The organism is Methanocaldococcus lauensis, assembly GCF_902827225.1.
Classification (GTDB): Archaea; AGJL01; Methanococci; order Methanococcales; family Methanocaldococcaceae; genus Methanocaldococcus; species Methanocaldococcus lauensis.
Genome location: NZ_LR792632.1, coordinates 374,444 through 388,977, shown reverse-complemented (window position 1 = coordinate 388,977; position 14,534 = coordinate 374,444). Strand labels below are relative to the sequence as shown.

The 14,534-nt window shown below is 29.2% G+C and carries 14 protein-coding genes; 7 read left to right on the top strand and 7 right to left on the bottom strand.

The features are described 5' to 3' along the window. Positions 1 to 2: 2 nt before the first annotated feature. Positions 3 to 1,097, bottom strand: coding sequence for an ADP-forming succinate--CoA ligase subunit beta (gene sucC / locus KMP69_RS02270; RefSeq protein ID WP_214400343.1), 1,095 nt, complete (start codon positions 1,095 to 1,097; stop codon positions 3 to 5). A 76-nt stretch (positions 1,098 to 1,173) separates the two neighbouring features. Here sucC and KMP69_RS02265 point away from each other — a divergent pair, with 76 nt between their 5' ends. The 5 genes from KMP69_RS02265 to KMP69_RS02245 all read left to right on the top strand — a co-directional run bounded on the left by KMP69_RS02265 (position 1,174) and on the right by KMP69_RS02245 (position 4,878). After that, complete coding sequence (locus tag KMP69_RS02265; RefSeq protein ID WP_214400342.1) at positions 1,174 to 1,956, top strand: 4-phosphopantoate--beta-alanine ligase; 783 nt, start codon at positions 1,174 to 1,176, stop codon at positions 1,954 to 1,956. 47 nt (positions 1,957 to 2,003) lie between these two features. Further along, positions 2,004 to 2,723 (top strand): dihydromethanopterin reductase (acceptor), encoded by a 720-nt coding sequence (locus KMP69_RS02260; protein WP_214400341.1) that lies wholly within the window; start codon positions 2,004 to 2,006, stop codon positions 2,721 to 2,723. Between the two features lie 24 nt (positions 2,724 to 2,747). Further along, entirely contained in the window at positions 2,748 to 3,161 is a 414-nt protein-coding gene (locus tag KMP69_RS02255) for a DUF371 domain-containing protein (protein WP_214400340.1), read from the top strand. Between the two features lie 162 nt (positions 3,162 to 3,323). Further along, positions 3,324 to 4,463: a DEAD/DEAH box helicase gene (locus KMP69_RS02250; protein WP_214400339.1), complete on the top strand. Its 1,140-nt coding sequence runs from the start codon at positions 3,324 to 3,326 to the stop codon at positions 4,461 to 4,463. Positions 4,464 to 4,638: 175 nt separating this feature from the next. Then, a complete protein-coding gene (locus KMP69_RS02245; protein WP_214400338.1) occupies positions 4,639 to 4,878 on the top strand; it encodes a hypothetical protein in 240 nt (79 codons plus the stop codon). A gap of 11 nt (positions 4,879 to 4,889) precedes the next feature. On the opposite strand, the gene KMP69_RS02240 is transcribed toward KMP69_RS02245, so the two are convergent. Continuing rightward, the gene (locus KMP69_RS02240; RefSeq protein ID WP_214400337.1) at positions 4,890 to 6,401 is read right to left on the bottom strand and encodes an AMP phosphorylase; all 1,512 of its coding nucleotides are present in this window, start codon (positions 6,399 to 6,401) and stop codon (positions 4,890 to 4,892) included. A 95-nt stretch (positions 6,402 to 6,496) separates the two neighbouring features. Between KMP69_RS02240 and KMP69_RS02235 the strand changes: the two genes are divergently transcribed. Both KMP69_RS02235 and KMP69_RS02230 read left to right on the top strand, forming a co-directional pair. Next, complete coding sequence (locus KMP69_RS02235; RefSeq protein ID WP_214400336.1) at positions 6,497 to 7,690, top strand: molybdopterin molybdotransferase MoeA; 1,194 nt, start codon at positions 6,497 to 6,499, stop codon at positions 7,688 to 7,690. A 12-nt stretch (positions 7,691 to 7,702) separates the two neighbouring features. Further along, a complete protein-coding gene (locus tag KMP69_RS02230) occupies positions 7,703 to 8,722 on the top strand; it encodes a DUF354 domain-containing protein (protein WP_214400335.1) in 1,020 nt (339 codons plus the stop codon). Between the two features lie 190 nt (positions 8,723 to 8,912). Here the strand turns inward: KMP69_RS02230 and KMP69_RS02225 are convergent, their stop codons facing one another. The 5 genes from KMP69_RS02225 to KMP69_RS02205 all read right to left on the bottom strand — a co-directional run bounded on the left by KMP69_RS02225 (position 8,913) and on the right by KMP69_RS02205 (position 14,521). Further along, positions 8,913 to 9,248, bottom strand: a complete 336-nt coding sequence (locus tag KMP69_RS02225) for an AzlD domain-containing protein (protein WP_250543617.1) — start codon at positions 9,246 to 9,248, stop codon at positions 8,913 to 8,915. Between the two features lie 5 nt (positions 9,249 to 9,253). Then, the gene (locus KMP69_RS02220; RefSeq protein WP_214400334.1) at positions 9,254 to 9,892 is read right to left on the bottom strand and encodes an AzlC family ABC transporter permease; all 639 of its coding nucleotides are present in this window, start codon (positions 9,890 to 9,892) and stop codon (positions 9,254 to 9,256) included. A 2-nt stretch (positions 9,893 to 9,894) separates the two neighbouring features. Then, entirely contained in the window at positions 9,895 to 11,847 is a 1,953-nt protein-coding gene (locus KMP69_RS02215) for a helix-turn-helix domain-containing protein (protein WP_250543616.1), read from the bottom strand. 248 nt (positions 11,848 to 12,095) lie between these two features. Next, entirely contained in the window at positions 12,096 to 12,965 is an 870-nt protein-coding gene (locus KMP69_RS02210; protein ID WP_214400332.1) for a topoisomerase DNA-binding C4 zinc finger domain-containing protein, read from the bottom strand. Between the two features lie 59 nt (positions 12,966 to 13,024). Beyond that, the gene (locus KMP69_RS02205) at positions 13,025 to 14,521 is read right to left on the bottom strand and encodes a thiamine pyrophosphate-binding protein (RefSeq protein WP_214400723.1); all 1,497 of its coding nucleotides are present in this window, start codon (positions 14,519 to 14,521) and stop codon (positions 13,025 to 13,027) included. Between the last annotated feature and the right edge of the window lie 13 nt (positions 14,522 to 14,534).

The window sequence follows — 14,534 nt, the reverse complement described above, 5'->3', positions numbered from 1 at the left end:
ATTTATAGCATTTCAATAAGTTTTTTTCCAGCCTCTTCCATAGAGGTTTCATAAGGAATTCCATGCTCTTCTAAAATCTTCTTACCAATTTCCTCATTAGTTCCCATCATTCTAACAGCAAATTTTATATTTGGATGCTCTTTTAGAACTTCAATAATTCCTTTTGCAACTTCATCACATCTTGTTATTCCTCCTAATATGTTAATAAATATTCCTTTAACATTTTTATTTTCTAAAACTTTTTTTAGAGCCAATTTTACTGTTTCAGTATCAGCCCCTCCACCAATGTCTAAGAAGCAAGCTGGTTTTCTGCCGAGGTTGTTAATTATATCCATACTTGCCAATGTTAAACCAGCCCCATTTCCTATAACAGCAACATCTCCATCTAATTCAACATAGGCAAATGGCAACTTTTCTTTGTTTTTGTATTCTTCAAATATCTCATAATTATGTCTAAATGCTGCATCATCATCTAAGTGAAGGACTGCATCAGCGGCATAGACATTTCCATCTTTAGTTATAACTAAAGGATTTATTTCAACCATTGTTGCATCCAAATCTTTAAAGATTTTGTATAATTTATAGATTATATCAGCAACTTTACCAATCTCACTACTTGGTAACTTAGCATCTTTAACTATCCATCTCGCTATATATGGTAAGAAAGGTTTTTTAACATCAATATGATACTTTATAATCTTTTCTGGCTCTCTTTCTGCAACTTCTTCAATATCTACTCCCCCTTCAGTTGAGAAAATAACTAACGGTTTTTTAGCGTCTCTATCAATAATAATTGATACATAGTATTCTTTTTCTATTGGTAATTTTTCTTCAACTAAAATTTTCTCTACTTTTTCTCCTTTAATTTCTTTATTAAATAGCTCTTCAGCCTTCTTTATAAATTCTTCTTTGTTTGATGCGAATAAAATCCCTCCTGCTTTCCCTCTTCCACCAACTAAAACCTGAGCTTTTAAAACAACTTCTTTATCAACATTTATGCTGTTTAAATCATCTCCTTTATTTATTAAAAAACTTTCTGGAACTGGAATTCCATACTCTTTAAATATTTTCTTTGCTTCATATTCATGTAGTTTCATTATTACCACCTTAAATATTATCTCATATACAAAAAGTTTTATTACAAACAACCATATAAAAACTTGGTGATACATAATGGAGATTCCAAAAACACATCCAAGATATGAATCTTTAATGAAGAGAGAAAAAATTATTGAAGCACTAAATAAAGGGATTTTAGCTAAAGCTGGGCTAATAGCTCATGGTAGAGGAGAGACATTTGACTATTTAATTGGAGAAAAAACTACACCAATAGCTTTAAAATCAATAAAAGTATCTGCTGCTTATTTAGTTTTAGCTAAAAATCCAGTGATAAGTGTTAATGGTAATACAGTAGCATTGGCTATAGATGAAGTTGTTGAACTTGCAAAAGAATTGAATGGAAAAATAGAAGTTAATTTATTTTATAGAACTAAGGAGAGAGAGTTAGCTATAAAAAAAGAATTTGAAGAGAAATTTAAAGAGGATATAGAGACAGGAAAGATAAAAATTTTGGGTATTGATGATGCTAACAAACAGATTCCAAACTTAGACAGCTTGAGAGGAAAGGTTTCAGAGGATGGAATATTTAGTGCGGATGTTGTTTTAGTTCCATTAGAAGATGGAGATAGGACGGAGGCATTAGTTAATATGGGAAAAAAAGTCATATCAATAGATTTAAATCCACTATCAAGAACTGCAAGAAAATCTACTATAACAATAGTTGATGAATTAACAAGGGCTCTACCTCTACTAATCAAATATGTTAGAGAATTTAAAAATAAAGATAGAGAAGAGCTTTTAAAAATCATTGATAGTTTTGACAATATGAAGAATTTAAAGGAGATGATTGATTACATTGCTGAGAGATTGAAAAATTTGAGTTTGGAGGAGTTATAAAATATATTATCATCAAATCATTTATTAAACTTTACTCTGGGATATACATGAGGATTGTTTGGTGTATTACAGGAGCTGGGCATTTATTAAGAGAGAGTTTTGATGTTATGAAAAAATTGAAGGAAGAGATTGAAGATTTAAAAGTAACCACCTTAGTATCAAGAGCTGGAGAGGAAGTAGTAAAGATGTATGGTTTATTTGAAGAATTAAAATATATTTCCAATGGAAATTATTATGAAGAGTTAATTTTAGAGAGGGAGCATCCTTATTCATCTCCAATTACAGGAAGATTAAGCTTAGGGAAATATGACTTCTTAATTTGCTCTCCAACATCTGGAAATACTGTTGCTAAGGTAGTTAATGGAATAGCTGACAGCTTAGTAACAAATGCAATAGCTCAGGCAGGAAAGGGATTTGTTAAATCATTAATAGTTCCTGTTGATTACAAAGAGGGGATTGTTATAACAAAACTTCCATACTCCATAGATAGAAAGAGATGCAAACTCTGCTTAAAATGCATAAAAGTTTGTCCTAATGAAGCCATAATTAAAAGAGACAACTTTGTTGAAATATACTTACCAAAATGTGTGGGTTGTGGAAATTGTAAAGAAATCTGCCAATATAATGCAATAATTGAAGGAAAAGAAATTAAAATGAGAGTTAGAAAAATAGATGCTGAAAATACTAAAAAATTAAAAGAATTAGAAGATGTTATTGTATTAAAGCATCCTTATGAGATTTTAGATTTTTTTGGAATCTATAAATAAAAATTAATTTTACGAGGGATTTTTATGGAATTTATAATAAAGGCTAAAGGGCATAAAAATGTCTCAGCAACTCATAAAACAACCTTAGAGATTACAAAAGAAAACTATTTAACACCTACTGGACATTGCATTATAGGTATAGAGGCAGATAAATCTATGGCTGATTTTAGTGAAGAATTTAAAGAAAAACTTAGAAATGCTAAAAAAATCATTGTAGAGATTGAAGTTGAAGGAATAAAAGATACAATAATAGGAGAAGGGCATAAAGATTTAATTTTAAATCATCCAACAGACATAGTTATTAGAAAGAGTAACTATATATGTCCAAGAACATTAATGATTAATGCAAATAAATCAGCAAAAGATATTAATAGAGAGATAGTAAAAAAATTAAAAGAAGGAAAAGAATTAATTTTCAAAATAAAAATAGAAGAATAATTAATATTTTTTTGGGAATAAATGTCTTTTTATTGGATAAAACTATTTTCAATATTAAACCAAATATTTTTATACTATTAAAACTAATGGATTAGAAGATGCTGAAATCTCTTTTTTGGCATCAATATATAGTAGAACAAATTTTAGTGGGATGTGAAATAAATGAATTTTAATGACTTAAACTTATCAGAAAATACATTAAATGCTATTAAAAATAAAGGTTTTGAAAAGCCAACTGATATTCAGACAAAAGTTATTCCTTTATTTTTAAATGAAAATTGTAATATTGTGGCACAAGCAAGAACTGGTAGTGGGAAAACCGCTTCATTTGGAATACCATTAATTGATCTTATAGACGAAAACTCTAAATTATCTGCAATTATTTTAACACCTACAAGGGAATTAGCAATTCAAGTTGCAGATGAAATAGAATCACTAAAAGGAAACAAAAATTTAAAAATTGCTAAAATTTATGGTGGAAAGCCAATATATCCACAAATTAAAGATTTAAAAAACGCTAACATAGTTGTAGGAACACCGGGGAGAATTTTAGACCACATAAATAGAGGCACCATAAATTTGAAGAATGTTAAATACTTCATATTAGATGAAGCTGACGAAATGCTGGATATGGGATTTATTGAAGATGTTGAAAAAATTTTAAATTCATGCAATAATAAAAATAAAAGAATCCTTTTGTTTTCAGCAACGATGCCAGAAAAGATATTAAATCTCTGTAAAAAATATATGAAAAACTATGAATTTGTAAAGGTTAAAACTACTGCAAATATTGATCAGAGTTTTATTGAAACTAAGGAAAATGAAAGATTTAAAACATTATGTAAATTATTAAAAAATAATGAATTTTATGGGTTAGTTTTTTGCAATACTAAAAAAGATACTAAAGAGTTAAGGGATAAATTGAGAGATATTGGGTTTAAAGCAGAAGCAATACATGGAGATTTAAAACAACCAAGAAGAGAAAAGATAATAAGATTGTTTAAACAAAAAAGAATTAAAATTTTAATAGCTACAGATGTAATGTGCAGAGGTATTGATGTTAATGATTTAAAATGTGTAATTAACTATCATCTACCTCAAAACCCAAGAGCATATATGCATAGAATTGGAAGAACTGGAAGATTTGATAAAAAGGGAAGATCAATAACTATTATTACTAAAAGGGAGTATAGGAAGTTAAAATATATTGAAAAAACATATAAAATAAAGATTAAAAGACATAAACTAAACTATTCTAAACAAATAAAAAAAGTAGATAATAAAAACAACCTACATAAATAAATATATAACTATATGCAAGAAATTTATAAATAATAGATGTTATCTATTATTAAGTAAATTCTATTTATTTAGTTTTTAATTTATATTTAAGATTTGTTGAATTTATTTTAGGTAATTTTGTTTTGTTATTATTACTATATTGTCAATATTATTGTTAATGTTTGGTGACATTATTATGAATAATGTAAATAATGTAAATGTAGAGAAAATCTTGGAAGATTTAAAAATTATCAATTCCAAAGCAAGATATATGGGTATTAAAATTGTATTAGTGCGGCATATAATTGAACCTCATATTAACAATGAAAAAATAATGCATAAGATATTAAAATCAACAGAAAATAGCGAATTATATAACTTAATTTTATTATCATGCCCTAAGTTAAAATATTCTCTAAAAAAAATAAAAAATTAGTTAATTAAATATTAAAATCTTGAAATTTTTTGTAATAACATTCCTTCAACTTTAACAGGATACAATATTCTTGCCAATTTTGCAGCAGATTTTAATCTTTCTTCAGAGTCAGAGTATATTGTATATAAAACATCTCCTTTTTCTACTTTATTTCCAACCTTTACATTTAAATATACTCCTGCCTTTTTATCATTTGGAGCTCCTGCCTCTTTGGCAATTCTTGTAATTCCTGAGTTAGATATTCTTGTCACATATCCATCTATTGGAGAATGTATATCAGTGTAGTATTTTCCTACTTCAATTTCCTCAGAACTAACTTCTTTCCCTCCCTGAGCAACAATTATTTCCATAAATTTATCGTGAGCCTTACCCTTTGCTAATATATCTTCAGCCATATATTTTCCTTCTCCAGGAGGAGAAACTCCCCCCATCTCTAATAAAATTCCTGCAAGAGATATAGATTTCTCAACTAAACTCGTTGGAGCTTGTTTGTAATCTTCTAATGCCAATAATGCCTCTTTTGCTTCTAACGCTGGACCTATTGCCCTTCCAATTGGTTGTCCTCCATAGGTTATTGCACATTCAGTAACTATTTTTAATCTTTCGCTTAACTCAATAAAGTTCCTTGCTAAACTTGATGCCTCTTTTATACTTTTAACCTTTGCTCCATAGCCAGTTGGAATATCAATTAATAATTTATTAACACCCATTGCTAATTTTTTAGCCATAACACTTGACAATAATAGTGGTTTAGGATCTATCCCCAAAGGTCTTTCTACATTTATAGTTATATCGTCTGCAGGAGCCAATTCTAATGCCCCTCCCCAAACCATACATCCGTTGGTTTCTTTAACCACTCTTTTTATCTCCTCGATAGTTAGATCTACCCTTGTTAATACTTCAACAACATCCGCTGTTCCTGCGGCAGAAGTTATAGCTCTTGAAGATGTTTTTGGAATCTTTAAGCCAGTAGATGCTACGATAGGAACTACAAGTAAAGCATATTTATTTCCAGGAACCCCTCCAATTGAATGCACATCAAATATTTGTGTCTCCCAATCAACCATTTTTCCAGTTTCAGCCATTCTAATTGTCATTGCTTCAATTTCATCCATATCCATTCCATTTATATATAAAGATGTAACAAAGGCAGAAATTTCAATATTTGTTAATTTTCCATCAACCATTTCATCAATAATTGCAAAAATTTCTTCTTTTTTTAATTTATTACCATCCATTTTTTTTCTAATATATCCAAGAGATCTTGGTCTATCAGCGTGTCTTATTGTAACCACATCTCCTTCTTTAACATTCAATTCCTTAACAAGTTTTTTAGGCAATCCCACTTCTCCTCTATTTATCAAACTGGTTGAAGAATACAAAACGCCAATAACTTCCTTATCATTAAATTTAACTACTACTCTATCCTGAGGAAAGTATTGGGAACTTTTTAAATCTTCAGAATTTATTAAAACTAAATTCTCCAAGTCAATATCTAATACTCTAACTTTCAAAAATAACATATTAATCCCCATCTGAATTATTTTTAATCTATTATTTTTATTTAAGATTATATAAAAATATTGAATGTAATTATTAACTTTAGAGGGTGATCCTAATGAAGCTAATAAAAAAATTGATGCCATTAAATAATGCCGAAAAAATAGTTTTTAATAATTTATTTGAATATATTGAAAAAAATAAAAAAATTAAAAAAGCTAATCTTATCGAGTCATTAAATAGAGTGTTATGTGAAGATATTATTTCTCCTATTGACTTACCATATTTTAATAGAGCGGCAATGGATGGATATGCAGTTATTGCTGAAGATACATTTGGGGCTTCTGAAACAAATCCTATAATACTAAATCTTGTTAATAATGATGAAATATCTTCTGGAGAGGCGAAAATAATATTTACTGGAGAAAAACTACCAAAAAACGCTGATGCCGTAGTTATGAAAGAATTTTGTAATGAAATTAATAACTTTGTTGAAATTTATAAATCTGTTTATCCTAATGAGAATGTATCAAAAGTTGGTGAGGATGTCAAAAAGGGAGAAATTGTTTTAAAAAAAGGAACCATAATTAATCCATATCATTTAAATTTACTTGCATCCTTAGGAATAAAAAAAGTTAATGTTTATGACTTAAAATTTGGAATAATACCTACTGGGGATGAACTTGTTAGTTTAGAAGATGTTGAAAATATTGAAGAAGATATTAAAAAATTAAATGGAAAAGTTATAAATTCCAATGTGTATATGCTATATGGTTTAGTAAAAAATCTTGGATTTAATGGAAAAATTTATGATATAGTGGAAGATAACAAAGATTCATTAAAAAATACTATAAAATTAGCATTAAAAGAAAATGACATTTTATTAATAACTGGTGGAACTTCTGTAAGTGAGAGAGATATAACGGTAGAGACAGTTAAAGAGTTAGGTAACATTTTAATTCATGGAGTAAATATAAGGCCAGGAAAACCTTTTGGTTTAGGAGTTGTAAATAACAAATTAATATTTATGCTATCTGGTTATCCAGTAGCGTCAGCAGTTCAATTTGAATTGTTTATTCAAAGATTTTTCACAAAAAGGAAAAAAATAATAATGCCTCTAAAAAGAAACATTGCCTCAGAACTTGGTAGAGTTGATTTTGTAAGAGTGAAAATAAATAAATATGTTGATCCTATAAGAATAACAGGAAGTGGAGTTATATCTTCATTAACAAGAAGTGATGGCTATATACTAATTCCAGAAAATGTTGAAGGTTATGAAAAAGGAGAGTTTGTAGAAGTTTATTTATTTTAAGAGGTGGTTATATTGGATGTTTGGATTGACTTAACAAATGCTCCTCATGTTCATTATTTTTGTCAATTAATAAAAAAATTTGAAAAGGAAGGAATAGAATATTTATTAACTTACAGAGATTCAAAAAATTTAGATAAATTAGTTAAAATTTACAATTTTGTAGGAAAATGTATAGGAAAGCATGGAAAAACATTAAAAGAAAAATTAATTTTTTACGCTGAGAGAGTTATTGGTTTATCTGAATTAATATCTAATGTAGAACCAAAAGTGGCAATAGCAAAACATTCAGTAGAATTGCCAAGAGTTGCCTTTGGCTTAAACATTCCAATTATTTTTGTTGTAGATAATGAATATGCAGAGGCTCAGAATAGATTAACTCTTCCATTGGCAAATGAAATTATAAAACCAATAGCAACTGATGAAAAAAAGCTTAAAGATTGCGGAGGAAGAAATTTTATAAGCTTTGATGGAACTTGCGAAGTGGCAAATGTAAATTCTCGATTAAATGGCTATTACCCGATAGATAACGATATTCTAAAAAAATTAGATATTGATAATAATAGACCTACAATAGTTATGAGACCATGTCCAAATTCTTCCTATTGTAATGGACACAAGGATATTTTGCCAGATATTATAAAAGAACTAAAAAAAAGAATTGACTGTAATATAGTAGTTTTTCCAAGAGATGATTATCAGAGAATAAATTATGAGAAACTCAATGTTATTGTTCCTAAGGAAGCAATTGATGCCTTATCTTTATTATATCACTCTGATTTTATGATTGGAGCAGGAGGAACTATGAATAGAGAGAGTGCTATTCTTGGAATTCCAACAATATCCTGCTATCCTCAAGAATTACTTGGAGTTGATAAATATTTAATTGAAAAAGGTAGAATGATCCATACAATCAATATTAAAGAAATAATAGACTATGTTGAAGAAAACTTAGGAAAAAAACTTGGTGTTATTGAGTTAGAAGACCCTACTGATTTGATGTTTGAAAAAGTTTGTAGTTATTTAAAGAAATAATTTAAAATAAATATTGAAAGCCGTTTGAAACAGTTAAATTTTTCATGGACAAATATATACATTTATAGATATTCATTACCAAAAGGTTTGTATATATAATTTTAATTTTTAATATAAATTTATTCTGTAGTATAACCAGTTAGTTTAGTGAAGATTTTATTAAGTGGACACATTCTTTATATCAACACTATTATACTATTAATGTTATGAAATTTTTAATTACCAAAGATAATAATAAATGTGCTATCACTCCGATTAATACAGAAAATCCTAAATTTTTCCATTTTTTGTAAGATACAAAGACTAATGCTAACGCTACAATACTTATACTTGTGTTTTTTAATTCAACTGGAAAGGATACGAGCGATGTAATGAAAAGTGCAGATATTAAGGCTGTTGATGAATACGCAAGGAATTCGTTAAAACCCTTTAACCTTTTAAATCTTTCATTAAAATATATTGGTAAAAATCTTGATAGATATGTTCCTATCGCAACCAATATTATTGCTACGTAGTGTTCTATCATTTTTATCACCTATTTTTGATTTTTAGAACCACTATTGGACTTAAAATACCCGCGAGTAGAATTCCCATTGAAGTATATCCAAAGTAATGAAATATTAGAGCGATAGTCCCTCCAATTAACGCAGATAGCGTGTGATATCCTTTAAGGTTGGGAATTAAGAGCACTAAGAATAAAGCTGTAAGTGCAAACACCAGAGAAGGAGCTAAAGTTTCATTAGAAAGTAAAACTGCTCCACCAAGAATACCAATCGCAGTTCCCAAAACCCAAGATAGATAAGCTCCCAATTCTAAACCCCAACTAAACCTCTCACTGTTTGGAGCGTTTAAAGATGTTGCAAAAACCTCATCCGTCAATCCAAATGCAGTTATAAACGGATTTCTTATTTCAAACCTTTGAGATACTATGCAACCGTAAACTATATGCCTTAAATTTAAAATTATTGGAATAGTTACCGCATCAATTAACGAATTCGATGCAAGTGAAATTAATGCAAATTGACTTGCTCCGGCAAAGATTAATGCTGATGCAAGAATTGCTTCGACTTCATTGAATCCTAACGCCAACGCAGTTACTCCAAAAGTTATGGCAACAGGGATATAACCAATCACTATTGGAAAGCTAGCAATCAATCCCTTTTTAAACATCTTTACCCCTCCTTTTTTAGAGCGAAGATGTGTGTTCCCGCGTCCATCTCGTTTGCTCCGTGAGTGGCATAGATTCTCGTGTGGTGTAATAAAGAAAATCCAGTTTCTTCTGCAAGTGATTTAAACCTTTCAGGGTACGTTTTTCTTTCAACTTCGTAATCAAGACCTGCAATCATTGCTGATAGCTCTAAGTATTGAAATATGTAGTAAGATATAAACGGATGAGAGATTTTGGGAGGAATTAAAATCCTATTGAGATCTCTAAAGAGTTGAAATGCATAGCTCATAGCAGTTCTAACCTCTCCAATCTCTGCAAGATATGAAATCAAAGGTATATTTCTCGATAAAAGTTTGACTAACCTTCTTTCTTCATCCGTTAGATTAGCATTTTCTGGTATTTCAACCAAAGTTTCCAGCATGTATTTCGTATGATGGGATATAATATTCCTCGCTCTTTCTAAGCGATCATGGTAGGGTGAGATAAACTCGTCGGAAACAATCAGAATACCACCATTTTCAAGTAAATCATATGATTTCTCTAAGAAGAACAGAGTATTCATGTGATGAGATGAGCCGACAGAAATTATCAACGGCACCTTTTTATCATAATACTTGAATTCTAGGAAGTCTTCAAGAATATAACCAAAATTAAACCCTTTAAGATTATTTTTAAGGTATTCTATGGCTTTTGGGCTATTTTCTACGCATAGAACACTAAGGTAAGGTACTAACTCATATAACATTTTTAAGTGATGACCTGGACCAGTTCCTACATCAAGGGCTTGAATTTTTTCATCTCCAAAGTATTTTCTGACGATATAAGCAATAAACAATGCTTGCCGAGCATAACCGGGGTGAAGTGGTTCAAAAGCGTTGTATAAACCGACATTAATCCTCTCTTCGAATGACGTTTTAGGCTTGTAAAATATCTTTACGTCTTTTTCGTATAACTTAAGAATTATATTGGGAATTGTAGGATATGCATGGATTAAGAGCACTTCTGATGCTAAGACACTTAGCAAGAATGATGAGTCACTTGTTAAATCTTGTAAATACTTAAACTCATCTTCTGATAATTTTTGCTTATTAGAGAGTTTAAGAATTTTTACCGCTTCATGGAATTTCTTGTCATTTAAGCTAACTGAATCAAAACTCCTAAAAGTTCCCGGAAAGGTACTAAATAAGTATATTAATACCCTATGGTTATCTTCAATTAGGTGGGGCTTTAGGTTTTTTACTTTAAGCGAATAAAGGATGTCCTTTAGTTTTCTTAGATCATCTCTCGTATAGCCTCCATGAAGTTCAATTCTAAATACTGGGATACCTAAAAGAGATTCTTCACTTAACCTGCTTAACAAGGATTTTAAGCCATCCCATTCAACGTCATTCTCCGGAAACGGCTTAATAATGTCGTATTGATTATAAGAGTCCTCAAGCAATGGATATTTTATTGTGATTATTGCTGTTGCTCCTTCATCCATAGCCATGTATACGTGAGGCACATCAGCTTTGAATTCCATCTCTTCTCCAGCTTTTAAGAGTTTAGGAGATGATACTGGTCCTGTTAGCATGCTACCGCTTACTACGAGAACCTTCTCAATCACACCTTTTTGATGGGGATTAGCTCTTCTAACACTCTTTGGGCTTAGGATCATCTTGTAAACTTCAATTTTTGGCTCTCCCTCCGATCGTTCTATAAGTCGAACAGTTATTCCAGACTCATCAACCTCCTTAAATTCTTCTGGAAGAAGTTCTCCGAATGGAACATTAAGGGCATCTGCTATTGCCCACAATGTAGATATTGTAGGATTCGCATCCCCAGATTCTATAGTAGATAGCGTTGATTTTGAAATTCCAGCAACTTTGGCAAGACCCGATAATGTAATCCCCCTTTCCTTTCTTAATCTGGATATCCTTCTTCCAACAGCTACTAATAGGCTATCCTTTTTGTCCACTATATTCACCTCACTTTATTATGTTGTTCATTATATAGAACAAAAGGGTATATATGATTTACTAAACGGATGAGTGTGTCTAAAATCAAATAATATTTATATATTAATATAATAACAAAATAAAAAAATATGGTAGCGAAAAGATGAGATACGAGAATATATGATATAAACGATATATTGGAATATGGATATTTGTCTATAATTATCCATGTTTGATAGACCCCTTTTTTAACTCCTTTGACACTAAATTATTTCTTTGGAAATCTTCTATACAAACACTTTGGGTAATTTGTACAACCTAAAAACTCTCCTTTTTTTGTTTTAACTACTCTTAATTTAGCACCACACCAAGGACAAGTGTTGTCATCAATTTTTGACATTATTTCTAATATAGCTGGTGTTTTATTACACAATCTTTGTTTGTTAAAGATTATTTTGTTGTTGATAGTATCCACATATACAATAAAGTTTTTAAATAAATGTGAATTCTCCAAGTCAATAATAACTTTACCATTTTCAATTTTTAGCCCCGGAGTTATCTGCATATTTGTTTTTATAGGAAGTAAATAGAAACCTTGTCCAGAATACTCTAAACTACCTACATTGTATTTTATTTTTCCAATAATCCAGTTATAATCTCTATTAGCCATAAATCTTATAGTTTCTTCAACAGAGTCAAACATATTTTTTTCTTTAACCTTATTAATAACTTCTTTAATAAAATCATCTTCTTCATAACCTCTTGTTAGCATTTCAATTGCTTTTTCAATAAATTCATTTTTATCAAATTTTATAAGTAATAAAAGTCCATTAAATGCATTCGCAACAACATATTTCTCTTTTTCTATAATATCTCTTCTGTCAAATATGTAGTAGAGTCTTGCAAAAACCTGTTTTTGTCCTTTAGGTGTAACAACTTTTTTAAGCTTATACTCCTCTTTGTAAGAATCTGTTAATCCATAGTAAAATACTGGCATCTTAGCATTTTCTAAACCAATTATGGAAATAAATCCTTCTGGAACTTTCCAATTTTGTTCATAAGTTTTAGAGTCCAATTTTGTAACATTAAAGTGTAAATCTTTTGATAAAATGTTAAATAACTCAGTTAAAACTTCCATAGTATCCCTCCATTAATTTAGTAATTTAAATTATCTAATCAACTAATAATTTTAAAAATTTATATATTTGGGTTAGGTAGTTTTTCATCCTCTGTCTCAATAACCATTAATAATGGCTTATCTTTCTTTAAAAACTCTTTAATTGTTGAACTAATCTCATCAGCTTTTTCTATGTAGCAATTATCTATTTCAAAGGCTTCAGCCAATTTATTAAAGTTAGGATTTTTTATTTTGCAAAATTCAGCCAATTTATTATTTTTCATTACAATCATTAAAATTTTTAAATTATGTTCAGAAACTACCTGTAATTCTTCAATATTCATTAAAAAGCCACCATCCCCACTAATCAGTATAATATCTCTATCAATATTAAAGTCAATACATCCAAATTTAACTCCTATAGATGCTGGCAAACCAAAGCCCATAGAACCAAACGAATGAGATGAAATAATATTTCTTGGAACAACGCATTTTTTTAATAGGCAAGTAAATACCGTATGTTTTCCAGCGTCTGTAACTATTATAGAATCTTCTGGAATACTTTCAATTATTTCATTTATTTTAGTTGAATAATCTCCATTAGGAGAGAATTTATTTTCTTTGTTATAAAACCAGTTTTTGTTATCTATACTTAAATCTTTAAAAAATTCTTTTAACTCTTTAATACTTTTTGGTTTTAGGTTTATATTTACAGTTTTCTTTAAAAGTTTTTCCCTAACACTTTCAACATAAGTATTGTATGAAAGTGACGAACCAAAATTTATTATCTTATCTGCCTCCAATAAAGATTTTATATCTCCTCTTCTACCAACTAAACCCACACAGTTATTTAAATTTTCATCAATAACTCCTCTACTTGGAAATGTTGTAGATATTGGACAATCTAATTTTTCCAAAATTTTGGATATTTTTAGCATTTCATTATAACTTAAATTTCCATAAATCCCTTGTCCAATTAAAAATAGTGGTTTTTTAGCATTAGACAGTTCGGAGTTTATTTTATCTATATCAATTATTCCATTACCATTTTCGTTGTCATTATTATAATATATATTATTGTTATATAAATCATTTTCATCAACTTTATCTTTATATACATCAGAGGGAATATTTATCTGAACTGGCTTTTTGTTGTATAGACAATCTCTAAATGCTGAAACAATAGAATTTATATCATCGTTGTTAATAAAATACCCTTTGTAAAAATTTAAGAAATCCATATTAATCTCTTGGAAGTAATTTTTACCAATATATTTTCTTTCACATCTTCCAGTTATGGCTAATACTGAGGAATTATCTTTGTAAGCATTAGCTATTGGAGTAGTTAAATTTGTGCTTCCTGGTCCAGCAGTTACCAAGCAAACTCCTATATAGTTAGTTATTCTTGCATAACCATCAGCCATAAAGCCAGATCCTCTCTCATCTTTAGCCATAATATTTTTTATACTACTATTTTCTATCTCATTATAAAGTGGAAGTATCTGCTCTCCGGGATAGGAAAATATTGTTTTTACATTTTTTTGTAGGAAATCAACTATTCCTTCTAAAAATTTAATAATCTCACCTTAA

Bases quoted from the DNA above. Each gene is read 5' to 3' on its own strand.
- sucC (WP_214400343.1), bottom strand. From the start codon at position 1,097: ATGAAACTACATGAATATGAAGCAAAGAAAATATTTAAAGAGTATGGA.
- KMP69_RS02265 (WP_214400342.1), top strand. From the start codon at position 1,174: ATGGAGATTCCAAAAACACATCCAAGATATGAATCTTTAATGAAGAGA.
- KMP69_RS02260 (WP_214400341.1), top strand. From the start codon at position 2,004: ATGAGGATTGTTTGGTGTATTACAGGAGCTGGGCATTTATTAAGAGAG.
- KMP69_RS02255 (WP_214400340.1), top strand. From the start codon at position 2,748: ATGGAATTTATAATAAAGGCTAAAGGGCATAAAAATGTCTCAGCAACT.
- KMP69_RS02250 (WP_214400339.1), top strand. From the start codon at position 3,324: ATGAATTTTAATGACTTAAACTTATCAGAAAATACATTAAATGCTATT.
- KMP69_RS02245 (WP_214400338.1), top strand. From the start codon at position 4,639: ATGAATAATGTAAATAATGTAAATGTAGAGAAAATCTTGGAAGATTTA.
- KMP69_RS02240 (WP_214400337.1), bottom strand. From the start codon at position 6,401: ATGTTATTTTTGAAAGTTAGAGTATTAGATATTGACTTGGAGAATTTA.
- KMP69_RS02235 (WP_214400336.1), top strand. From the start codon at position 6,497: ATGAAGCTAATAAAAAAATTGATGCCATTAAATAATGCCGAAAAAATA.
- KMP69_RS02225 (WP_250543617.1), bottom strand. From the start codon at position 9,248: ATGATAGAACACTACGTAGCAATAATATTGGTTGCGATAGGAACATAT.
- KMP69_RS02220 (WP_214400334.1), bottom strand. From the start codon at position 9,892: ATGTTTAAAAAGGGATTGATTGCTAGCTTTCCAATAGTGATTGGTTAT.
- KMP69_RS02210 (WP_214400332.1), bottom strand. From the start codon at position 12,965: ATGGAAGTTTTAACTGAGTTATTTAACATTTTATCAAAAGATTTACAC.